This is a genomic window from Candidatus Pelagibacter sp. PS_16 (assembly GCF_059417965.1).
In genome coordinates, this window is the sequence record NZ_CM182074.1 from 1 (window position 1) to 21,105 (window position 21,105).

The following is a 21,105-nucleotide window of genomic DNA, read 5'->3' on the forward strand; positions in this document are numbered from 1 at the left end:
ATGACAAGCAACAACACAACACAAAGTACAAAAGATGTTTCATCTGAAGCTTTAGATTGGGCTTTAATTCAAAAGGATATGAAAAATAAGCTAGGTAGCGATATATATGAAAGCTGGCTTAGAAAGATAGACTTTGTTGAAGAGATGAATAGCTATGTCTTACTTTCGGTTTCTACTAGATTTATTCGAGACTGGATTACTTCAAGATATTTAGACCAAATTTTGCAAATAGTAAAAACGTATAAGAAAGATTTAACAAGAATAGAGTTTAAGATTATTGAAAAAAATTCTGAAAATGAGATAGAAAATAATTTTACTAAAAATGAAAATAATGAAAACGTATCATTCATTAAAGATACATACTTACAATATAACAGAATAGACCCAAATAAAAGATTTGATAATTTTATAACAGGAACAAGTAATAAACTTGCCTATGAAGCATCCATGAAAGTTTCAGAAAATATTTCTCATTATAATCCACTTTATATTTATGGAGGAGTTGGAATGGGAAAAACACATTTATTAAATTCAATTGGTCTTTCATTAAAAGAAAAAAACAAAGTTATGTTTATTTCTGCTGAGAGATTTATGTATCAGTTTGTAAAATCAATCAAATCTAATGATATGGTGAAGTTTAAAGAGTATTTTAGAAATACTGACATATTATTGATAGACGATATTCAATTCATGAATGGTAAAGAAGCAATGCAAGAAGAGTTTTTTCATACGTTTAATGCACTATTAGATAAAGGCTCACAAGTTATAATCTCTGCCGATAGAGCTCCGAACAAATTATCAAGAATCCAAGATAGAATTAAATCAAGATTTGCTGGAGGTCTTGTTGTGGATATACAAAAACCTGACTATGAACTTAGAAGTAAAATTGTTAAACAAAAAACAGAGGAACTAAACATTTTTTACTCAAATCAAGTAAATATTTCAGAAGAAATACAAAAGTTTATAAGCACAGAAATAACCACAAGTATTAGAGAGTTAGTAGGAGCAATTAATAGAGTTGTTTCTTTTTCAAGAATTTACAACAAAGTTCCAAATTTATCAGAGGTTAAAGTAGTTTTAAAAGATCTATTAAATATTGGAGAAAACAAAGTAACAATAGATTTAATACAATCAACCGTATGTAAGTTCTTCAAAATTAGTAAAAGTGAGATGCTTTCTTCAAGAAGATCTAGATATCTTGTAAGACCAAGACAAACAGCAATATATTTAACAAAAATTTTGACATCTAAGTCATTACCTGAAATTGGAAGAGAATTTTCTAATAGAGATCATACAACAATCATTCATTCAGTTAAAACCATTGAAAAATTGAAGGAAAAAGATCCAGAAATGACAAACAATATTAATAATCTAAAAAATCAGATATTGTATAATAAAGAAAATGAAATTTAACGTTAATCAACAAGATCTGCAACAAGCACTTAATTATTGCCAAGGCGTAATTGAAAAAAGAAGCACACTCCCTATTTTGTCAAATGTTTTATTAAATGCGAGTAATTCTAACCTAACAATTACAGCAACAGATTTAGATTTAATATTTATTCATCAAATTAACAATGTAGAAGTTATAGAAGAAGGAAACACAACTACCACGTCATCTATTATGTATGACATCATAAGAAAATTTTCGTCAGGAAAAAAAATTAATTTATCTTTAACAGACGTTAGCAAACTTCAAGTTGAGTCTGAAAAGTCTGTTTTTAATTTAAATTGTATTAGTACATCTGAGTTTCCACTAACAGATGAAAACTTTAATCAAAATGAATTTTCTATAAAATCAAAACAATTATTGAAATTATTGAATAAATGTAAATTTTCAGTTTCAAATGATGAAACAAGACACTATTTAAGTGGAATTTTTTTTCATCAAACACAAACTGAAGATAAAAATTTTTTAACAGCAGCAGCTACAGACAGTCATAGAATGTCTATTTCAAAAATAAGATTAGACCAGCAAGTAGATTTTGAACCAATAATACTTCCTAAAAAAACAATTTTTCAACTATGCTCATTGTTAGAAAGTTATGATGGTGATGTTAAAATTTCAAATATTAAATCTAAAATAAAATTTGAATTAAATAATAGTATATTAATATCTAAGTTAATTGATGGAAAATTTCCAAATTATATTCAGGTAATACCTAAGAATAATCAAAAGAAGTTAGAAATAGATTTAAAATTATTTTTAGACTCTGTTGATCGAGTTGCTTCAGTTTCATTAGATAAAAAAGATGGAGTTAAATTTAATTTGTCAAAAGACGTTTTAAACTTATCAGTTAACAACACAAATAGTGGTGATGGAAAAGAAAGTTTAACTGTAAAGTTTGATCATGATCTAGAAATAAGTTTTAATTCTAGATATTTAATTGATGTAGCAGCACAACTTGATGGAGATAAGATTGAAATTTTTTTCAATGATACTGGGTCTCCGGCATTAATTAAAGATCCAGGCGATTTTGACAGTATATTTGTTGTAATGCCTATGAAAGGCTAGCTTAAAGTATCAAGTTCAGTATAAATAGTTTTTTCCAATTCTTTTGTAAAAATTTCCTTGCTTAGTCCAGGTTCAATAGGTTTTAAAATTGAAACAGTTAGAGTGGTATTAATTTTTTTCCAACCATGTTTTGGCCAGGTATTACCAGAATTGATTGCGATTGGTTGGCATGGAATATTTAATTCTTCATAAATTCTACCAGATCCTTTTTTAAAAGGAGTTCTATCTTCTGCAGAAAGTCTTGTTCCTTGTGGAAAAATTATTAAAGGTCTTTCAGATAATTTCACTTGTTTAGAAATATCATCGAAAAAACCTAAGTTTTCTTTAGAAATTTTATTTCTTTTAATTGAAATTGACCCTATTTTTTTTAAATACCAGCCAAATATAGGAATCATTAGCAATTCTTTTTTTAAAATAAAAACAGGAGAATTAAAAATAGTTTGTAAAAAAAAAGTTTCAAACATTGACTGGTGTGAAGCAGCTATAAAAAATTTTTTTCCTCTAATTATGTTTTCCCTACCTTTAATGATTATCTTTGTTGATAAAAATATTTTTAAACATAAAGAAGTCCAAAAGCCCATAATTTTTCCACCAAATAAAACTATTTTTTTTGGTAGTAAAATTGCTGGCAAGAAAATTATGGAAATTAAAACTATTCCTAAGAAAAAAAATAATGAAAATAAAAAATTTCTTATCATATTAATCAAAAACTAAATCAAATCTTTTAGTTTTTGTCTTTTTTTAATAATATTAATCTTTGATCCTTTAATTATTAATTCTGCTGGTTTTGGTCTTACATTGTAATTTGAGCTTAGTGACATTCCATAAGCTCCAACATCACACATTATCACAAGATCTTTTTCTTTTAATTTCTGAAAACCTTTTATAGTTGTAAATTTGTCTGTACTTTCACAAATTGGTCCTACAAATTCATAAGTTTTGTTTGAAATTCTATTATTTTTTACTACAGGTATAGTTTGGTGATTTGCACCATATAATGCAGGTCTCATAAGATCATTCATTGCAGCATCTAATATGATGAAATCTTTTTTAGTATTTTCCTTTATATAAATAACTTGAGAAATTAAAAATCCAATATTACCAACTATAGATCGACCAGGTTCAAATATTATTTTTGTTTTTTGGTCCTTTAAAAATTTTTGTATAGCAATGTTATATTTTTGATAGTTAAGTTTTTTACTATTTTTTTCATAAGAAATACCCATGCCCCCACCTAGATCAATAAATTCAAAGATATGACCACTTTTTTTTATTATTTTATTCACTACATTGAGCATTTTTTCATATGGTTTGTGATCTAAAATTTGACTACCAATATGAACACTTAAGCATTTAAGGTTAATATTTTTAGAATGATTTGTAAAATTTACTAATTCAAAAAAAGTTTTTTCATCTACACCAAATTTGTTTTCTTTTTTTCCAGTTGAAATTTGTTTTAATGTCTTAGCATCTGTATTGGGATTAAGTCTAATACCTATATTAACTATTTTTTTTTTTGATTTTGCAATTTTTTCAATTTCAATAATTTCACTTTTAGACTCAGCATTTATTAATAAAATTTTTTTATCAATTGCATAACTTATTTCTTTTGAAGTTTTACCCACGCCCGAAAAAACAATTTTTTTTGGGTCTATACCTGCTTTTAGAGCCATCATTAACTCACCCATTGAAACAACATCAGCACCTAGCCCTAATTTTCTAATTTCTCTTATCAGATTTACATTAGTATTGGATTTGACAGCAAAACAAATCAATGGAGAAAAAGAGCTAAAATTTTTTTTAAAATTTTTTATATTTTCTGTTAGCCGTTTGTGTGAATAACAATAAGTTGGTGTACCAAACTTTTTTGCTATTTTTTGAACATTAACTTTTTCAATTGTTAAGTTTTTATTTATATATTTCATCAATCTACTGACTTTGGAAAAACCATTTCATTCCCCTCATATTGAGGATCTCCTTTTTTTCCACATGAAAACAAGAAAGAACAAATTATAAAAATTAAAATTAGTTTTTTTATCATTTTACGTCTTTTTATATTTCATTATCATTTTTTTGATATTATCAAAAGACGTTCCACCATAAGATTTTTTAGAGTTAACAGAGTTTTTCACATTAAATATCTTTAAAACTTCAATTGTGAGCCTTGGTTCAATTTTCTTTAGTTCGTCAATATTTAATTCATTCAATTTTTTCTTTTTTTTCTCTGCATAATTCACAATAGAAGCTGTAGTTTGATACGCTTTTCTAAATGGCATTGAATGATTTTTAACAAGATAGTCAGCTAAGTCAGTAGCTGTAATATAGCCTGAGTTAGCAAGGTCTAACATTTGTTGTTTATTAGGCTTTAGATTTTTTAAAACCTCATTAAGAATAGCAATACTATTATTGAGGATTTCATTAGATTTGAAGAGTATTTCTTTGTCATCTTGAAGATCTTTAAAATAAGATATGGGAAGTCCTTTAAGAATTGTCAGCATTGAAAATAAATTTCCATAAACCATTCCAGTTTTCCCTCTTAAGTATTCTAACAAATCGGGATTCTTCTTTTGAGGCATTATCGAAGAACCAGTTACCACTTTATCTGAAAGTGCAATTAAGTTGAATCCATCAGAGTTCCAAATAATAAGCTCTTCAGCAATTCTTGAAATATGCATTGAACAAACAGAAGCGCTATATAAAAAATCTAGAACAAAATCTCTATCTGCAACAGTATCAATTGAATTATTTGTTGGTCTTTTAAAGCCTAGTTTTTTTGAAGTAAAATTTCTGTCAATATTAAAAGAAGTACCTGTTAAAGCGGCAACACCCAAAGGATTTTCTGATAAACTTTCTAAATTATAGGTAAATCTTTTTTTGTCCCTATTAAACATTTCTACATAAGACATTAAATAATGGGCAAAAGATACAGCTTGTGCATTTTTTAAATGAGTAAACCCAGGCATTATGGTTTCAATATTTTTTTCTGAAATTTTGAGAATGGTTTTAATAATATTGTCTAAATTCTTATTAATTTCTTTAGTTGCTGAAGTCGTCCACATTTTAAAATCAGTAATTACCTGATCATTTCTAGATCTAGCCGTGTGAACATATCCAGCCTCTTCTCCTATAATTTGAAATAATCTTTTTTCAATATTCATATGAATATCTTCATATTTTTTATTATATTCAAATTTATTTTTTAAAATTTCTTTCTCAATTTTATTAAGTCCAAAAATTATCTTATTCTTAATTTTAAAAGAAATAATTTTTTGTCTAAATAACATCTCAACATGTGCGATTGATCCTAAAATATCTTCTTGAAAAAGCTTTTTATCAATATCTATTGAATTACCAACTTTTTGAAACAAAGTTGAGGCATCTTTCTTTATTCTTGATCCCCATATTGCCATATTGTTTTTATTTTTTACCATGATAATTAATTATACATATTTAGCATGAAATTATTATTAATATTTATCTACCTAATAATTAGCAACATTAGTTATGCACTAGAAAAACCTAATATAAAAAATTTAGTTTTATCAAAAAATACAAAAATATATGAGGGAGTAGTTTTTAAAGACTCGAATAATTATGATGTAAATTTAGATGATTTTAAAGGAAAATTGTTAATATTGAATTTTTGGGCTACTTGGTGTGCTCCTTGCAGAGAGGAGATGCCATCTCTAGATGACTTACAGTCAAATAGTAATTTTGATAACTTAAAAATTTTTCCTATTAATATTGGTCAGGAAAATTTCTCTAAATCAGATTCTTTTTTTAGAGAACTAAATATTCAAAATCTAGAGATATATTTTGATGCGCCAATTACTTTGGCTAAAAAATTTTCTTTAAGGGGAGTTCCTACAACTATTTTATTTAATAAAAAAGGTGAAGAGTTTGGGCGTATTATGGGATCTATTGATTTTAATAATTTGGATTTTATTAATTGGCTAAAACAATACGATTAATCTTTAAAGAAATAAGCAAAACTAACCAATGCTACTATAGCAATGAATTGCAGCAACACTCTTAGCTGCATCAGTTTATTCGAATATTTTTTGCTAGTTTCGCCACCTTTGAACAAAGTTCCAATTCCTAAGATCAAGACGACTGCTACAACTATTAAAAGCACAATACCTAAAATTTTAACTAATGTTCCTGTTATCATGAAACTATTGTAGAATAATTTTTAATAAAAAAAACATAATAAAAACATCTATGACACTTTGTCTATCAACTACAATTATTAAGCCAGAAAAAGATATACCAATTAAAAATGCTATTATTTTACTGCACGGTTATGGGGGTGATGGGAAAGACATAAGTATGTTGACCTTAAATTGGAAAAGATTTTTGCCTAATACTATTTTTTTATGTCCAGATGGTCATGAAGAATGTAAAATTAACCCAGCAGGTTTTCAATGGTTTGATTTAACTAAAGATGATCCAAGTTATATTCTAGAAGAATCTAAAAAAGCAGAAAATAAACTCCAAAAATATATTGAAGAAGTTAAAAGTGAATATAATCTTAATAATTCTCAAATTTGCTTATCAGGATTTAGTCAAGGATGCATGATGTCTATTAATTTAGGTTTAACTAGCAATCAAAATTATAATTGTATTGTTGGTTTTTCTGGTAAGATAATTAATCAAGATGATCTTAGTATGAGAAAATCTTCTTCTACTAAAATGCTATTGATACATGGTGATCAAGACGCAGTTGTGTCACCAACATTTTTATTAGAGGCAAAAGATTTCCTAATTAGAAATAATATTGAAATTGAAACCAAAATGATAAAGAATTGTGAACATCATATTCCTATTGAGGCATCAAGCGCGGCTTTAAATTATATTAAAAATAACTTTCAAATATAATTAAATTCTACTTATTGATAAATTATTTTTTTTCAGTTAGAGTTTTTTATAATGATTTTTAACGATCAGAATTTGTCTTTAGAAAAATGTCCTGCGCTAGTGTTAAATGCAGATTATAGGCCTTTAAGTTATTATCCATTGTCTTTATGGAGCTGGCAAGATTCTATAAAATCTGTTTTTTTGGATAGAGTTGTTATAGTTAGTAATTATGACAGAGTTATTAGGAGTCCATCGTTTAATATGAGATTACCAAGTGTTATTGCATTAAAAAGTTTTATAAAACCACAGTCTAATCCTAGCTTCACAAGATTTAATGTTTTTTTAAGAGATAAATTTTCATGTCAATACTGTGGAAGTGGTGAAGATCTTACTTTTGATCATTTACTTCCAAGATCCAAAGGTGGACAAACCAACTGGGATAATGTTGTAACTGCTTGTTCTTCATGCAATGTAAAAAAAGGTGGAAGGTTATTAAAAAATTTGGATATGGGCTTAAATCAAAAGCCATATCAGCCATCTACAGAAGACCTACATAAAAATGGTAAAAATTTCCCACCAAATTTCCTACACAAGAGCTGGATGGATTATTTGTATTGGGATGTTGAGTTAGAAGCTTAATTAAATTTTCTCAGAAATATTAATAGCAATTTTTGATCCAGTTTTAATTAATTTATCCAGAATAGAATACATTCCTTTTTTAGTTGCACCTTCTTTATAGGCTATATCTTTATGATGCAGCTCATCTTCTCTAAATTTAATTATTTTTTCTTTTAATTTTTTCTCATCGTTTTCTAACTCATTAATTTGATTTAGATAATGTTCGTCAATTACTTCTTCCACTGAGGCAGTGCATAGCATAGCAGCTTTTTTCCCAAGCATTGTTGAGCCAAAACCAAGTCCTACACCAAGCAAATCCCATAAAGGTAAAAACTTTGTAGGTTTTATATTTCTTTTTTTAATTTCATTTTCAAAATATTCACAGTGTTCTTTTTCGTGAATTTTCATTTCTTCAATTTTCTTTTTAAGGTTTTCATCTTTAACAAATGTATTTAGAGCTAGTAATTGGCCTTCATAAATCTTTATTGCACCTCGTTCACCTGCGTGATCAACTCGAATAAATTCTTTTACTTTTTCTTTATTTGTTTTTTTCATAAGTTAAGAAAAGTTTTATAGTTATAGTTGTGATTATTAAAGAGATAAAAATATTTATTGTAGCAAGAGATAATCCTAAAATTTTAAACGTTGCATCTTTACAGCTAACTGTAACCTCTTTTAGCTGATTTAGAAGAGCTTCTTTAGTCAAATTTGCATTATTAGAATTTAGGTCACAAACTAAAGACTCTTTTATAAAGCCTTGCTCTATTCCAAAATGATAAAACGAAATAGAGAATGCTATAATAAATGTAATACTTAAAATTATTAAAAAAAATCTTTCAAACTTTTGAATAAAAATAAAAAGTAAAATTATAACTATTGAAACAACATAAGGTATTCTTTCAATTAAACAAAGATTGCACGGTTGATGACCCAAAATATGTTCAATAAAATAGGCTGCTAAAAGAGCAAAAATACTGAATAACAATATAAGATGAAGTGTAGTTTTTCGGTTAATCATGTTTGTGTTATTTAATTGCAAAATATATTAGGGTAAAAATTAATACAATTATAATACCTAAAATTGTAAACCATTTTGCAGCATCAGTTTTCATAAACTTGGTAAAAATATCACCAAATTTATATGATAGGTATGAGACGATAAAAAATCTCAACCCTCTAGAAAATAGACAAATAAGGAAAAATATAGGCAAATTAAAACCAATCATACCACTTGTTATTGTGAATACTTTAAAGGGCAAAGGCGTAAACCCAGCAAGAAATAATGTAGCAAGCCACACATAAAGACCACTTCCCTCAGATAAGCTATTTTTAAGATTAATTACCTTTTCTTCATAATTATAAAATTCTACTACAATCATTCCAAGATCAAAAAAATAAGATCCAATAAAATATCCAAGGATACCTCCAAGTGAAGAAAACAAAGTAGCTATTAAAAAAATTTTTAAGTAATCATTTTTTTTTGCAATAACCATTGGAGCAATCATAACGTCAGGTGGGATTGGAAAAAAAGAACTTTCAGTAAAAGATAAAATTGCAAGATAAGTATTTGACTTCTTGTGGGCAGCAAGTTTTAAAGTTTTTTGATATAATTCATTAAGCATTTTTTTGTTTTTAATATAAATTATGTTCTTATACTATTTAATTTTATAGTTATAATAAGGAAAACAAAGGGCGAGTGGCGGAACTGGTAGACGCGCACGACTCAAAATCGTGTTTCGCAAGAAGTGAGAGTTCGATTCTCTCTTCGCCCACCAATATTTTATGGAAATAAACAAAATTAATAATTTATTAGAACTATTTTATAAACAGTATCTTACACAAGATAAAACAAGTGTGTTTTTACAGTCCTTAAAAGAAGTTGAAAAAAAATATTCTTGGGAGGATGTGTATTCAAATGTCATTAAACTTTCTGAAGAAATATCAAGATATATAAAAAAAGGTGATAGATGCTTGTTAATATCAGAAAATAGACCAGAGTGGATGATATCAGATTTATCTATTATGCTTTCAGAGGGCATAACAGTTCCAGCTTACACAACTTATGTAGAAAGAGACTATGAGTATATAATTGATGATTGTACGCCAACTGTTTTAATCATTTCTGATAAGACACAGTATTTAAAAGTAAAAAATATTATACCTAAAAAAAAATTTATAAAAAAAATTATTTTTTTTGATGTAATTGAAGAATTTGACCAAGAACTTCATGTAAGTATTAATCAAATTTTTGCTAATAAAAACTTTAATTCCTTAAATTTTTCTGAATTAAAAATTCAAAGAAAAGATATTGCTTCTATAATTTATACATCTGGTACCCAGGGCAATCCAAAAGGAGTTGTATTAAGCCATGGTGGAATTTTAAACAATTGTGAGGGAGCCCTCGGTTTATTAAAAGAGTTTGTCTCAAAAAAACCTAAATTTTTGACATGGTTACCCCTTTCTCATTCATACGAACATACAGTCCAATTTGTTCAAATAGTCGTGGGAGCACAGGTATTCTATGCTGAGAGTATAGAAAAACTTATAAAAAATATGGGAAATTGTTCACCTGAGATAATGACGGCCGTTCCTAGATTTTATCAAAATTTACATCAAAAAATAAATACTAATTTTAGTAAAGCCACAGGAATAAAAAAATTCTTAATCAATCAAACTATCAAACTTGGAAATAAGAAATTAAATAGAGTACAATTTTCATTAATAGAAAGCTTAATAAATTTGGTTTGTGATCTTTTAGTACGAAAGAAAATCAAAGAACAATTCGGTGGAAATTTAAAGGCATTTATTTCAGGAGGAGGAGCGTTAGATAAAGAAGTGGGTTGCTTTTTAAATGCAATTGGTCTCTCAACGTTACAAGGGTACGGATTAACCGAAACATCTCCTGTAGTAAGCTGTAATTCTATTAATGAAATCAGGGTAGAAACTGTGGGCAAACCATTTAGGGGAAATCTAGTTAAAATTGCAAATGATGGTGAGATTCTGGTTAAAGGAGAAAATGTGATGTTGGGTTACTGGAATAATGAAGAAGAAACAAATAAAGTTTTAAAGAATGGATGGTTATCTACAGGTGACATTGGAGAGTTTGATGGCGAGTTTTTAAAAATAACAGATAGAAAAAAAGATATAATTATAACTCCAGGTGGAGATAATATTTCTCCAATCAAAATAGAGAGTGATTTAAATAAATCTAATTACATAGAGCAAAGTTTAGTTTATGGTGATAATAAACCTTATCTAGTTTGTTTAATTGTTTTAAGCTCAGAATATAAAAATATAAAGAATGAAGAAATTAAAATAGAAATAGAAAAAATAAATAAAAATTTAAGTAAAATAGAAAAAATAAAAAAGTTTTTTGTAATTAAAAATCAATTTACAATTGAAAACAATATGATGACCCCTACTTTAAAATTAAAAAGATATAAAATTATAAAAACTTATCAAAATGAGTTAGAAAAACTTTTTAATTAATTTTTATAAAAGACATCATAAGTCGCATAAACGTTAATGTTTTTAACATAACAAAAATTTTAAAAAAAATTTTTTTTAAAAAATAAATTTGTAATTTGCCAATTAATTAATGAATTGACATCACTTGTATAAAAAAATAAAAATAAGTTAACAGCGAATCACTTTGATTCGTTTAACTTAAACAGGGAGCTAAAGATGGCTACAAAGAAAAAAGCTAAAAAAGCTAAAAAGAAAACTAAGAAAAAAGCTAAAAAAGCTAAAAAAGCGAAGAAAAGAAAAAGATAGTATCTTAGACTTTTCAAAAAACGCTTCTCATAACGTTATGTGTGAGAGGCGTTTTTTTTTGCCCTAATTTTTAATCCTCAGTATCGGTAATTGGCTCTGAGTCTGTGTCAGATTCTGTGATAGGTTCTTTAATCTTAGTTGGTGCAGCCACAGCTTTTGCTTGGCCCTCCAAATTTCTCTTTAAAGCTTTATCTAATTTTTTCTGGGTATCTTCTAATGATACACCCATCACTATTTGAAATTCAGATAAAATTCTTTCATAAGCTTTTTCAAACAACTGTCTTTCACTGTATGATTGATCAACCATTAAGTCGTCACCTTTATTTAAATCTCTAACAACTTCTGCAAGCTCATAGATTTTGCCTGAAGAAATTTTTGCTTCATATTCCTGTGCTCTTCTACTCCACATAGATCTTTTAATTTTTGGCTTGCTTTTTAAAATAGATATACATTTATTGACCTGATTTATTGTTGCAAGAGGTCTAAGATGAGATTGCTTATTTACAGGAACCATACCATTGGCTTTGTCTTTTTCAAATTTAAGAACATAAGTTTCAACATCAATTCCACCAATGTTAATTTTTTTAAACTCTGTAATTTGGCCAACGCCATGTTTTGGATAAACAACGTAATCTTTAACTTTATATTCTCTTTTTTCTGTTTCTTGTTTTTTTACCTTTTTAATTTCAGGCTTAACTTCATTACTTTTTGAAATTCTTAAATTATCAGTTTTAATTTCTACTTTTTCTGGAACAGCTTTTTTAGAGACTGTTTTTAAATTTTTTTTAATTTTAGTTGGAGTTGTTTTTATTGTTTTAGTTTTTTTTACTGGAATTTTTTTTTTTACAACTTTAGCTTTAGGAAGCGTAGGCTTTTTTGCTACCTTTGCTTTAGTTTTTTTTTTTAATTTTTTCTCAGGAGTTTTTTTAAAGATTTTCGCTAAAATATTTGTCGTACTTGTTTTCTTCATTTTTATATTTTTCATTATCCTCTGGAGGATCTTTTTTAATAGTTATATTTGGCCAAATTTCAGAATACTTTGTATTTAGTTCAAGCCATTTTTCGCTCCCAGACTCAGTATCTGCTACTATCGCATCTACTGGACATTCTGGCTCGCAAACGCCACAATCTATACACTCCTCCGGTTTAATTACAAGCATATTTTTGCCTTCATAAAAGCAATCAACAGGACAGACTTCAACGCAGTCCATTAGTTTACACTTAATACATTTATCATTTACAACGTATGTCATTTTCCCAATTCACTTTTTACTTTTAACTTCAAGTCTCCCATTGTCTTGGCATCCACATATAGTAAACCTGAGAGTCTTCTCATTAAGTTTGTTTCATAAATGTCAGCACTATCGTTTGAATAGATTATTTTCCATAATGACTCAATTATTTTAATTTTATCAGAATCTGGAACATTTTTTACTTCTCTTGTAAAATCTAATATTTGATTTGAGTTATCTTCAACAATTATTGCTTCAGACATAATTTTATCTATCTCAGAGACCGGTGCGCCTAAATCAATAAGCGTTTCTTTAATAATATCTTCTTCTTTTTTTTCATAAGCCTCATCTATTTTTGCTGCATGAATTAGCAAGGCAGCAATTTTAGAATAAGAGTTATCCTGAGGTTCATTTTTTTCTTTATTTTTAAAAAAGCTAATCATTAATTCAAATTTAAGTTTTTCAATACTCTAAATGGGCTGTTTGAAGTATCTATTTTTTTAAAAGTTTTTTTAATTTGTTTTTTTGGATTATATCTAAAATACATATCATTGTCTTTTTCTAAAGTTTTATAATTCATTTTTTCAATCAATTTCTTAAAGTTATCTTTACTACATCCTAATAAATTAAGCATCTCTGGTACTAGTTTAATTTCTTTATCCTTTTCGGGGCTAGCGTTAATAATTAGCATAAATAATCTCTCTAAGATGTCAATTCTAACAAAATAATTATCAAAATTTTCAAATCCACATAAAAGCATAAATTTTTTATTTCTTTTATTTTTGTCATCTAAAAAATTTAAACCAAACGTAGGTGGCGTCAACTCAAAATACTTTTGGTTAAAATTTTTCCATAATAAAGTTCTTAAAGAAACTGCTTCAGGTTTTAATAGTTTGAATAAAAAAATATGATAACGCCCAAACTTCACCCCTAAGTCTCTTAAAATTTTTCTTTCATCTTGCCCAAGTTTTTTTAAGTATTCGGTAACCATTTCTCTTTTAACTACACCATTGCTTTCATACAATTGATAAGCTAAAGCTTTAATGGATGAGTTACTTTCTTTTAAATTTCTTAGATCAATTAAACTTTTTAGTATTAAATTAATTTTTTCATTAACCCATTTTTCAATAAATTCTGATAATTTTTGTTTGTCATTATTATCTAAAAGATCATCTACTATTAAAAGTATATCTGGATTTAAATAATCTTTTCCGGTTACTAATTTTGCAATAGGAAAATTTTTCCAATAGATTTTAAAATCATCTTTTAATTCAATTAGACCTGTTTCTATGATTAACTGAACTCTTTTTTGAAGCTCGGGCCCCACAGTCTGTCTTGCTGCCTTTTTCAATGATTTAATGTCAGTTTCTAAAGCCCCAACTTTTAAGTCCATTTCAAATTTTAGACCTTTTAAATCACCAATAAACTGCTCATCAATTATTACTTTGTCGTTTTCCATTATTTCAGTTTTAAAATCCATATCTTGGTTTAAGCCTCGTGCGAGTACGCTGGCTCGTTTATCAATAAATGTTTTTGTAAGTTCTTCATGTAGTCTATCTGATAATCTATCTTCTAATAGTTTTGTTTTCTCTATCCAATAATCTTGGTTTTCAACCCAATTAATTTTATTGGAAACATAAGACCAAGTTCTAACATTTGCAATTCTATTTGACAAAGAATCTACATTTCCTTCTAATTTATCTAATTTCATCAACTGTAATCTCATATAATCATTGGTAATTTTACCATAATTACTATTTAAAAAATTGAATACCTTGCCAACAACTTCAATATGATTTCCATATGTTTTTTTCACAAAGTCTGGAATTTGACAACACTCCCAAAGTAATTCAAGTGTTTCTCTGTTGTTTTCAATTTTGTTACCTTCCATATCTTTTAAAAAATATTTTAATACTTTTTCATCTCCGCACTCGTGTATTTTCCTTAACCAATCTTTATTGGGTTTTTCTTCAAGTGATTTAATTAAACTTAAAGCGTTATTAAAATTTAAATTAGAATTTCTCCAAAATAACATTCTAATTTCTTCAAATTTATGATTTTCAAGTAATTCTACTTCCTCAGCTGAAATATCTTTGCAGTCTCCAGTCACTCCAAAACTACCATCATTTAAATATCTGCCTGCTCTTCCTGCAATTTGCCCAATCTCAGACATATTAAGACGTCTTAATTTTTTACCATCAAATTTTTTAAGGTTTGAAAAATATACATTTTCTAAATCCATATTAATTCCCATACCAATTGCATCTGTAGCAACTAGGAAATCAACATCTCCTGATTGATATAATTCAACCTGTGCATTTCTTGTTTTTGGACTTAGAGAGCCCATAACAATAGCTGCTCCACCTTTTTGTCTACGTACAAGTTCCGCAATTGCATAAACCTCTTCAGTTGAAAAAGCTATTATTGCAGTTTTTCTATTTATTCTTGATATTTTTTTATGCCCTACATAGGTAAGTTTTGAAAGTCTTTCTCTATTTATAAACTCAGTGTCTTCATTCAATTTATTAACTATATTTTTAATAGTGCTAGAGCCCATAAACATCGTTAGTTTTTCGCCACGAAGATTTAACAATCTATCAGTAAAAATATGACCTCTCTCATGATCTGCACACATTTGTATTTCATCAATACCCACAAAATCTAAATGCTTATTGATTGGCATAGATTCTACTGTGCAAAGAAAATATTTTGCATTAGGAGGAATTATTTTTTCTTCACCCGTGATTAATGCAACTTTATCAGAGCTTATTTTTTTTATAATTTTGTCATATACCTCTCTTGCAAGTAAACGTAATGGAAATCCAATCATTCCCGAATCAAAAGAAAGCATTGTTTCTATTGCAAGATAGGTTTTGCCGGTATTTGTTGGACCAAGAACAGCTGTAATTTTATTTTTAGACATTTCTATTGATGGTACCTTAAATTTTTACTCCACCATATATTGTTGTCCATAAAGAACAAAAATAGGTTAAAACATGACCGAATCATTAGAGAAAAGTTCTCATTTTAAAGTTTATAAAATTATTAAAAATTAACCACCTGGACCTAAGTTAGAAGATTTTATTTTTAAAATTTTCCATATACCTGAAGCAGAGGTTATAATTTTATCGTTACATTTTAGTTCACAAAACAAAAATACTAGTGAATTTGTTTTTTTTAAAATTCTTGTAAAACCGGTGATTTCATCTCCCACTTTAGATGCACCAATAAATTTTAAGTCTAATGAAATGGTTACACAAGGTGCATTTCCAGATGCTCTATGTGCAGCAGTCCCCGCTCCTGCATCAATTAAGGCTGATAAATAACCACCGTGAGTTATCCCAGCAGCATTTAAATGATTTTCATTAATTGTAGTTTTAAATTCATATTCTGTTTCAGAAATAGTTCTAAATAAAACACCACCATTGTGTTTCATAAAACCAGGCTTAATACTTATTTGCTCAAATTCATTACTCATAGTTATTTATAGTATGAAAGTTAAAATTAATAAAATTATAAAAACAATTATAAAAAAATATATAACTGATTTTTGTAATGATGATTTTAGTAGCCAATCTAACATTGTTATTTATCCTTTTTGGTGGACCGCCCAGAACTCGAATCTGGAATCTCCCGGTTCGTAGCCGAGCGCCTTATCCAATTTGGCCAGCGGTCCTTAATTAAATAATTTACTCAGTATATCAAAGTTTTTAATGTAATTTAACTTATAAAATATTATGTTGTATTAGCAATGACCAAAAAACTAGATGATGTAGTTATTACAGCTGCATTAAGAACACCTATAGGCACATATAAAGGATCTTTAAAAGGTTTGAGTGCTGATAAATTAGGTGCATTAGCTATTAAAGAAGCTGTCTATAAATCAAAATTAAAATCAGACGATATTGATGAGGTGATTATGGGACATGTTTTGACTTCTGGATTAGGGCAAAACCCAGCAAGACAAGCTTCTATTCATGCTGGAATTCCAGTTTCAAAACCTGCACATATAATCAATCAAGTATGTGGATCTGGATTAAGATCTGTAATTTCAGGATATCAGTCTATTAAACTAGGTGAAAATAAAATTATAGTTGCTGGTGGACAAGAAAATATGTCTAGAGCACCACATGCTATATTTTATCGAGAAAATAAAAAACTAGATGAAAATAAGTTAGTAGATACGATGATTAATGATGGATTAATAGACTCATTTAACAATTATCACATGGGAATAACTGCTGAAAATGTTGCAGAAAAATATAAAATTTCTAGAGATGAACAAGATTTATTTGCATTAAATTCTCAAGAAAAAACTCAAAAAGCTACAAATGAAAATAGATTTAAAAATGAGCTGATCAAATTAAAGATTGATACAGATGATAAAAATTTTATTTTCGAAAAAGATGAACATCCAAGAAATAATCTAAACTTAGAGGATTTAAAAAAATTAAAAACTGTTTTTAAAGAAAATGGAACAGTCACCGCAGGTAATTCATCGGGAATCAATGATGGTGCTGCTGCAACTATATTAATGTCTAGAGAAGAAGCAGAACTTAGAGATATAGAGCCTTTAGCTAAAGTAGTCTCTTGGGCAACTTGTGGTGTTGAACCCTCGTTGATGGGGTTAGGTCCAATTCAGGCTGTTAATTTAGCTTTAGAAAAAGCTGAATGGAGGAGAGAAGATGTCGATTTATTTGAAATAAATGAAGCATTTGCAGCTCAAAGTATTGCTGTAATTAGAGATCTTAAAATTCCTAAAGAGATTGTAAATGTTAATGGTGGGGCAATTGCAATAGGACATCCAATTGGGGCTTCAGGAACCAGAATTTTAGTAACCCTTATTCATGAGATGATTAGACGAAATAAAAGCAAAGGTTGTGCCACCCTCTGTATTGGTGGTGGAATGGGAATAGCCATGTGCATTCAGAGAAATTAACCTCTTATTTATTTGTTAATTTTAAAGTTTTTTGTTCAATAAAAATACAGGTTTGCACAAAAAGGCTTATTATTGTGCTAAAATAACATGAGATATAGTTTTTTTTAAGTGTATAAATCGATTTAAAATAATGAGTGAAAAATTACTTGTTCCGGACATTGGTGAATTTGAAAAAGTTGAGGTCATTGAACTTTTAGTAAAAGTTGGAGATCAAATAAACTTAAATGATCCTGTTGTTACCATTGAGAGTGACAAATCTAGTGTTGAAATTCCATCAACAGTTTCTGGTAAGATAGAATCTGTAAATATTAAAGTGGGTGATAAAGTTTCTAAAGGAGACATATTATTAAGTATTGAGTCTTCAAAAGAAAGCCCTTCAGAAAAGCCAATTCCTAAAGATACAGAAAGTATTATTAAACAAGCAGAATCTGTTTTAAAGAATGAAAAAAAAGAAGAAGCTATTCAACAAAGTCCAGCCCCAGAAAAAAAACAAACAATAATTCAAGTTACAAATGAAAATGATATTGATCCATTAGAGACACAAGATTGGTTAGAGTCTTTATCTGCAGTTGTTGAAAAAGATGGAAATCAAAGAGCTCATTTTTTGATAAAAGAATTAATTAATAAAGCATATCAAGAAGGTGCAAATATTCCTTATACACAACACACTCCTTACATAAATACAATCCCACCAGAGGCAGAAGTCAAGTCCAATGGAGATCAGAACATTGAAAGAAGAATTAGATCTTTAATTAGATGGAATGCAGCAGCCATGGTTGTGAGAGCAAATAAAAAATTTCCTGAATTAGGTGGTCATATAGGAACATTCGCATCTGCAGCAACACTTTATGATGTAGGAATGAATCATTTTTGGAGAGCTAAAAATAATAAATTTGGTGGTGATTTAGTTTATTTTCAAGGTCATAGTGCACCAGGCATCTATGCTAGAGCATTTTTAGAAGGCAGATTAAATGAAAAACAATTAGATAGTTTTAGACAAGAAGTAAAACCAGGGGGACTTTCTTCATATCCACACCCTTGGTTGATGCCAAAGTTTTGGCAGTTTCCAACTGTGTCAATGGGATTAGGACCTATGCTTGCAATTTACCAGGCGAGATATATGAAATATTTAATTAATAGAGGATTAATTAAAGATGAAGGTAGAAAAGTTTGGGCATTTCTTGGTGATGGAGAAATGGATGAGCCTGAGTCTTTAGGTGCTATAGGGTTAGCTTCTAGGGAAAAACTGGATAATTTAATATTTGTAATAAACTGTAATCTTCAAAGATTAGATGGACCTGTTAGAGGTAATGGAAAAATTATTCAAGAACTAGAAGGAAGTTTTAGAGGAGCTGGTTGGAATGTAATTAAAGTAATTTGGGGTTCTTACTGGGACTCACTGATTGCTAATGATAAAACAGGTCATTTAGTTAAAGCTATGAACGAAACTGTTGATGGTGAGTATCAAGCAATGAAGGCTAGAGATGGAGCTTACGTTAGAGAAAAATTTTTTGGAAAATATCCAGAGACACAAGAGCTAGTTTCTAGTTTGTCAGATAAAGATATTTGGAGATTGAATAGAGGTGGTCATGATCCTCATAAAGTTTATGCAGCATATGATCAGGCATCAAAAAATCAAGGCAGTCCAACGGTTATAATCGCTAAAACCATCAAAGGTTATGGCATGGGAAAAACAGGTGAAAGTGTTAACACAACCCATCAAACTAAGAAATTAGACGTAGATGATTTGCTATATTATAGAGATCGTTTTGATGTGCCTTTAACTGACGATCAAGTAAAAAATGTAGAGTATTTTAAGCCAGATGAAAAATCTCCGGAAATTAAATATATCAAGGAAAGAAGAATGAACCTTGGGGGTTCTTTGCCAGAGAGAACAACTTACGCAAAGCCAATAAAAGCACCAGCAAAAGATATTTTTGATTTTATGAAAGTATCAACAGGTGAAAAAGAAATGTCTACAACCATGGCATTAGTTAGAATGTTTACAAATTTACTAAGAGACAAGAATGTTTCACCGAGGTTAGTCCCAATTATTCCCGATGAAGCAAGAACTTTTGGCATGGAAGGATTTTTTCAAAAGATAGGAATATATGCGCATGAAGGTCAAAAATATGAACCTGAAGATTCTGCGCAGTTAAGTTCTTATAGAGAAGATAAAAGTGGACAAGTATTAGAGGAAGGAATTAATGAAGCTGGAGCAATGTCATCATGGATTGCAGCTGCAACAGCTTACACGAATCATGATATTGAAATGATTCCAATTTATATTTTTTACTCAATGTTTGGTTTTCAAAGAATAGGAGATCTTGCATGGGCTGCTGGAGATAGTCAGGCCAGAGGTTTTTTAATTGGAGCAACAGCTGGAAGAACTACTTTGGCTGGTGAAGGATTACAACATCAAGATGGACACAGTCACTTGATAGCTTCAACGATACCAAATTGTGTAACATATGACCCAACTTTTCATTATGAGTTAGCTGTTATTTTTAGAGAAGGCTTGAGAAGAATGCATGAAAAAAATGAAAATGTTTTTTATTATATCACAACCATGAATGAAAACTATTCACATCCAGGAATGCCAAAAGATAAAAATTGTGAAGAAGGAATTCTTAAAGGAATGTACAAGATTAAAGAATTTAATAGATATGGAAAAACAAAAATTCAACTTTTAGGCTCAGGTACAATATTGAGAGAAATGATGTCTGCAGCAGAAATTCTTCAAAATGAATATCAGATAGATAGTGAAATTTGGAGTGTTACTAGCTTTAATGAGTTGAGAAAAGATGGTATGGAAGTTGAAAGGTATAACCTCTTAAACCCTGATAAAGAACAAAAAGTTTCATTTGTAGAACAGTGTTTAGGAAAAACTGAAGGACCGATTATGGCAGCCTCAGATTATATGAGAATGAATTCTGATCAAATTAGACCTTATACAAATAAAAGTTTTTATTCTTTAGGGACAGATGGTTATGGAAGAAGTGACACTAGAAAAAACCTTAGAAAATTTTTTGAAGTTGATAAAGAGCATATTGTTGCCTATGGACTGAGTGTGTTAGCAAAAGAGCAACTGATAGCTTCTAAATACGCTAAAGAAGCCATAAAGAAGTATAATATTGATGGCAGCAAACCAATGCCAACAAAACTATAAG

The 21,105-nt window shown here is 28.6% G+C and carries 20 protein-coding genes and 2 tRNA genes; 9 read left to right on the top strand and 13 right to left on the bottom strand.

The window, feature by feature from the left end:
* Both dnaA and dnaN read left to right on the top strand, forming a co-directional pair.
* Positions 1-1,413, top strand: coding sequence for a chromosomal replication initiator protein DnaA (gene dnaA / locus AC5SL0_RS00005; RefSeq protein WP_020169003.1), 1,413 nt, complete (start codon positions 1-3; stop codon positions 1,411-1,413).
* Entirely contained in the window at positions 1,403-2,515 is a 1,113-nt protein-coding gene (dnaN, locus tag AC5SL0_RS00010; RefSeq protein ID WP_494618254.1) for a DNA polymerase III subunit beta, read from the top strand. Before dnaA ends, dnaN begins: the two co-directional genes overlap by 11 nt.
* Here dnaN and AC5SL0_RS00015 read toward each other — a convergent pair.
* The 3 genes from AC5SL0_RS00015 to argH all read right to left on the bottom strand — a co-directional run bounded on the left by AC5SL0_RS00015 (position 2,512) and on the right by argH (position 5,946).
* Positions 2,512-3,213 carry a lysophospholipid acyltransferase family protein gene (locus tag AC5SL0_RS00015; RefSeq protein WP_011281690.1) on the bottom strand — a complete coding sequence of 234 codons (702 nt, stop codon included), beginning with the start codon at positions 3,211-3,213 and terminating at the stop codon, positions 2,512-2,514. The two genes, dnaN and AC5SL0_RS00015, sit on opposite strands and share 4 nt — an antisense overlap.
* Positions 3,214-3,225: 12 nt before the next feature.
* The gene (gene lysA / locus AC5SL0_RS00020) at positions 3,226-4,440 is read right to left on the bottom strand and encodes a diaminopimelate decarboxylase (RefSeq protein ID WP_271625606.1); all 1,215 of its coding nucleotides are present in this window, start codon (positions 4,438-4,440) and stop codon (positions 3,226-3,228) included.
* Positions 4,441-4,557: 117 nt separating this feature from the next.
* A complete protein-coding gene (gene argH, locus AC5SL0_RS00025; protein WP_484013970.1) occupies positions 4,558-5,946 on the bottom strand; it encodes an argininosuccinate lyase in 1,389 nt (462 codons plus the stop codon).
* Positions 5,947-5,970: 24 nt separating this feature from the next.
* Here argH and AC5SL0_RS00030 point away from each other — a divergent pair, with 24 nt between their 5' ends.
* Positions 5,971-6,486, top strand: coding sequence for a TlpA family protein disulfide reductase (locus AC5SL0_RS00030; RefSeq protein WP_494618256.1), 516 nt, complete (start codon positions 5,971-5,973; stop codon positions 6,484-6,486).
* On the opposite strand, the gene AC5SL0_RS00035 is transcribed toward AC5SL0_RS00030, so the two are convergent.
* Positions 6,483-6,686: a twin transmembrane helix small protein gene (locus AC5SL0_RS00035; protein ID WP_018413748.1), complete on the bottom strand. Its 204-nt coding sequence runs from the start codon at positions 6,684-6,686 to the stop codon at positions 6,483-6,485. The genes AC5SL0_RS00030 and AC5SL0_RS00035 overlap by 4 nt on opposite strands.
* A gap of 50 nt (positions 6,687-6,736) precedes the next feature.
* Between AC5SL0_RS00035 and AC5SL0_RS00040 the strand changes: the two genes are divergently transcribed.
* Both AC5SL0_RS00040 and AC5SL0_RS00045 read left to right on the top strand, forming a co-directional pair.
* Positions 6,737-7,393, top strand: a complete 657-nt coding sequence (locus AC5SL0_RS00040) for an alpha/beta hydrolase (RefSeq protein ID WP_271480236.1) — start codon at positions 6,737-6,739, stop codon at positions 7,391-7,393.
* Between the two features lie 51 nt (positions 7,394-7,444).
* Positions 7,445-8,011: an HNH endonuclease gene (locus tag AC5SL0_RS00045; protein ID WP_494618257.1), complete on the top strand. Its 567-nt coding sequence runs from the start codon at positions 7,445-7,447 to the stop codon at positions 8,009-8,011.
* Here AC5SL0_RS00045 and AC5SL0_RS00050 read toward each other — a convergent pair whose 3' ends face one another.
* The 3 genes from AC5SL0_RS00050 to AC5SL0_RS00060 are packed head-to-tail and all read right to left on the bottom strand — an operon-like array spanning position 8,012 to position 9,612.
* Positions 8,012-8,545, bottom strand: a complete 534-nt coding sequence (locus tag AC5SL0_RS00050; protein WP_006997488.1) for a demethoxyubiquinone hydroxylase family protein — start codon at positions 8,543-8,545, stop codon at positions 8,012-8,014.
* Positions 8,529-9,029: a disulfide bond formation protein B gene (locus tag AC5SL0_RS00055; RefSeq protein ID WP_494618258.1), complete on the bottom strand. Its 501-nt coding sequence runs from the start codon at positions 9,027-9,029 to the stop codon at positions 8,529-8,531. The genes AC5SL0_RS00050 and AC5SL0_RS00055 overlap by 17 nt, the downstream gene beginning before the upstream one ends.
* Positions 9,016-9,612, bottom strand: coding sequence for a YqaA family protein (locus AC5SL0_RS00060; protein WP_494618260.1), 597 nt, complete (start codon positions 9,610-9,612; stop codon positions 9,016-9,018). Before AC5SL0_RS00060 ends, AC5SL0_RS00055 begins: the two co-directional genes overlap by 14 nt.
* A 68-nt stretch (positions 9,613-9,680) precedes the next feature.
* Between AC5SL0_RS00060 and AC5SL0_RS00065 the strand changes: the two genes are divergently transcribed.
* Positions 9,681-9,765, top strand: a tRNA-Leu gene (locus tag AC5SL0_RS00065).
* A 7-nt stretch (positions 9,766-9,772) separates the two neighbouring features.
* The gene (locus AC5SL0_RS00070; protein ID WP_494618262.1) at positions 9,773-11,479 is read left to right on the top strand and encodes an AMP-dependent synthetase/ligase; all 1,707 of its coding nucleotides are present in this window, start codon (positions 9,773-9,775) and stop codon (positions 11,477-11,479) included.
* A 355-nt stretch (positions 11,480-11,834) separates the two neighbouring features.
* On the opposite strand, the gene AC5SL0_RS00075 is transcribed toward AC5SL0_RS00070, so the two are convergent.
* The 6 genes from AC5SL0_RS00075 to AC5SL0_RS00100 all read right to left on the bottom strand — a co-directional run bounded on the left by AC5SL0_RS00075 (position 11,835) and on the right by AC5SL0_RS00100 (position 16,672).
* A complete protein-coding gene (locus tag AC5SL0_RS00075; RefSeq protein ID WP_494618263.1) occupies positions 11,835-12,749 on the bottom strand; it encodes a CarD family transcriptional regulator in 915 nt (304 codons plus the stop codon).
* The gene (fdxA, locus tag AC5SL0_RS00080) at positions 12,691-13,017 is read right to left on the bottom strand and encodes a ferredoxin FdxA (protein ID WP_006997482.1); all 327 of its coding nucleotides are present in this window, start codon (positions 13,015-13,017) and stop codon (positions 12,691-12,693) included. Before fdxA ends, AC5SL0_RS00075 begins: the two co-directional genes overlap by 59 nt.
* On the bottom strand, positions 13,014-13,439 hold the full coding sequence (locus tag AC5SL0_RS00085; RefSeq protein WP_006997481.1) for a tellurite resistance TerB family protein: 426 nt from the start codon (positions 13,437-13,439) through the stop codon (positions 13,014-13,016). The genes fdxA and AC5SL0_RS00085 overlap by 4 nt, the downstream gene beginning before the upstream one ends.
* Positions 13,439-15,919: a helicase-related protein gene (locus AC5SL0_RS00090; protein WP_494618265.1), complete on the bottom strand. Its 2,481-nt coding sequence runs from the start codon at positions 15,917-15,919 to the stop codon at positions 13,439-13,441. Before AC5SL0_RS00090 ends, AC5SL0_RS00085 begins: the two co-directional genes overlap by 1 nt.
* Positions 15,920-16,048: 129 nt before the next feature.
* Positions 16,049-16,474: a PaaI family thioesterase gene (locus AC5SL0_RS00095; RefSeq protein WP_494618266.1), complete on the bottom strand. Its 426-nt coding sequence runs from the start codon at positions 16,472-16,474 to the stop codon at positions 16,049-16,051.
* 121 nt (positions 16,475-16,595) lie between these two features.
* Positions 16,596-16,672 (bottom strand) — tRNA-Arg (locus tag AC5SL0_RS00100).
* 75 nt (positions 16,673-16,747) lie between these two features.
* Here AC5SL0_RS00100 and AC5SL0_RS00105 point away from each other — a divergent pair.
* Positions 16,748-17,935, top strand: a complete 1,188-nt coding sequence (locus AC5SL0_RS00105; protein WP_494618268.1) for an acetyl-CoA C-acetyltransferase — start codon at positions 16,748-16,750, stop codon at positions 17,933-17,935.
* 130 nt (positions 17,936-18,065) lie between these two features.
* On the top strand, positions 18,066-21,104 hold the full coding sequence (gene aceE / locus AC5SL0_RS00110; RefSeq protein ID WP_027306822.1) for a pyruvate dehydrogenase (acetyl-transferring), homodimeric type: 3,039 nt from the start codon (positions 18,066-18,068) through the stop codon (positions 21,102-21,104).
* Position 21,105 lies beyond the last annotated feature (1 nt).

Excerpts from the sequence above, each read along its gene's own strand:
- dnaA (WP_020169003.1), top strand. The coding sequence starts at position 1 with ATGACAAGCAACAACACAACACAAAGTACAAAAGATGTTTCATCTGAA.
- dnaN (WP_494618254.1), top strand. The coding sequence starts at position 1,403 with ATGAAATTTAACGTTAATCAACAAGATCTGCAACAAGCACTTAATTAT.
- AC5SL0_RS00015 (WP_011281690.1), bottom strand. The coding sequence starts at position 3,213 with ATGATAAGAAATTTTTTATTTTCATTATTTTTTTTCTTAGGAATAGTT.
- lysA (WP_271625606.1), bottom strand. The coding sequence starts at position 4,440 with ATGAAATATATAAATAAAAACTTAACAATTGAAAAAGTTAATGTTCAA.
- argH (WP_484013970.1), bottom strand. The coding sequence starts at position 5,946 with ATGGTAAAAAATAAAAACAATATGGCAATATGGGGATCAAGAATAAAG.
- AC5SL0_RS00030 (WP_494618256.1), top strand. The coding sequence starts at position 5,971 with ATGAAATTATTATTAATATTTATCTACCTAATAATTAGCAACATTAGT.
- AC5SL0_RS00035 (WP_018413748.1), bottom strand. The coding sequence starts at position 6,686 with ATGATAACAGGAACATTAGTTAAAATTTTAGGTATTGTGCTTTTAATA.
- AC5SL0_RS00040 (WP_271480236.1), top strand. The coding sequence starts at position 6,737 with ATGACACTTTGTCTATCAACTACAATTATTAAGCCAGAAAAAGATATA.
- AC5SL0_RS00045 (WP_494618257.1), top strand. The coding sequence starts at position 7,445 with ATGATTTTTAACGATCAGAATTTGTCTTTAGAAAAATGTCCTGCGCTA.
- AC5SL0_RS00050 (WP_006997488.1), bottom strand. The coding sequence starts at position 8,545 with ATGAAAAAAACAAATAAAGAAAAAGTAAAAGAATTTATTCGAGTTGAT.
- AC5SL0_RS00060 (WP_494618260.1), bottom strand. The coding sequence starts at position 9,612 with ATGCTTAATGAATTATATCAAAAAACTTTAAAACTTGCTGCCCACAAG.
- AC5SL0_RS00070 (WP_494618262.1), top strand. The coding sequence starts at position 9,773 with ATGGAAATAAACAAAATTAATAATTTATTAGAACTATTTTATAAACAG.
- AC5SL0_RS00075 (WP_494618263.1), bottom strand. The coding sequence starts at position 12,749 with ATGAAAAATATAAAAATGAAGAAAACAAGTACGACAAATATTTTAGCG.
- fdxA (WP_006997482.1), bottom strand. The coding sequence starts at position 13,017 with ATGACATACGTTGTAAATGATAAATGTATTAAGTGTAAACTAATGGAC.
- AC5SL0_RS00085 (WP_006997481.1), bottom strand. The coding sequence starts at position 13,439 with ATGATTAGCTTTTTTAAAAATAAAGAAAAAAATGAACCTCAGGATAAC.
- AC5SL0_RS00090 (WP_494618265.1), bottom strand. The coding sequence starts at position 15,919 with ATGTCTAAAAATAAAATTACAGCTGTTCTTGGTCCAACAAATACCGGC.
- AC5SL0_RS00095 (WP_494618266.1), bottom strand. The coding sequence starts at position 16,474 with ATGAGTAATGAATTTGAGCAAATAAGTATTAAGCCTGGTTTTATGAAA.
- AC5SL0_RS00105 (WP_494618268.1), top strand. The coding sequence starts at position 16,748 with ATGACCAAAAAACTAGATGATGTAGTTATTACAGCTGCATTAAGAACA.
- aceE (WP_027306822.1), top strand. The coding sequence starts at position 18,066 with ATGAGTGAAAAATTACTTGTTCCGGACATTGGTGAATTTGAAAAAGTT.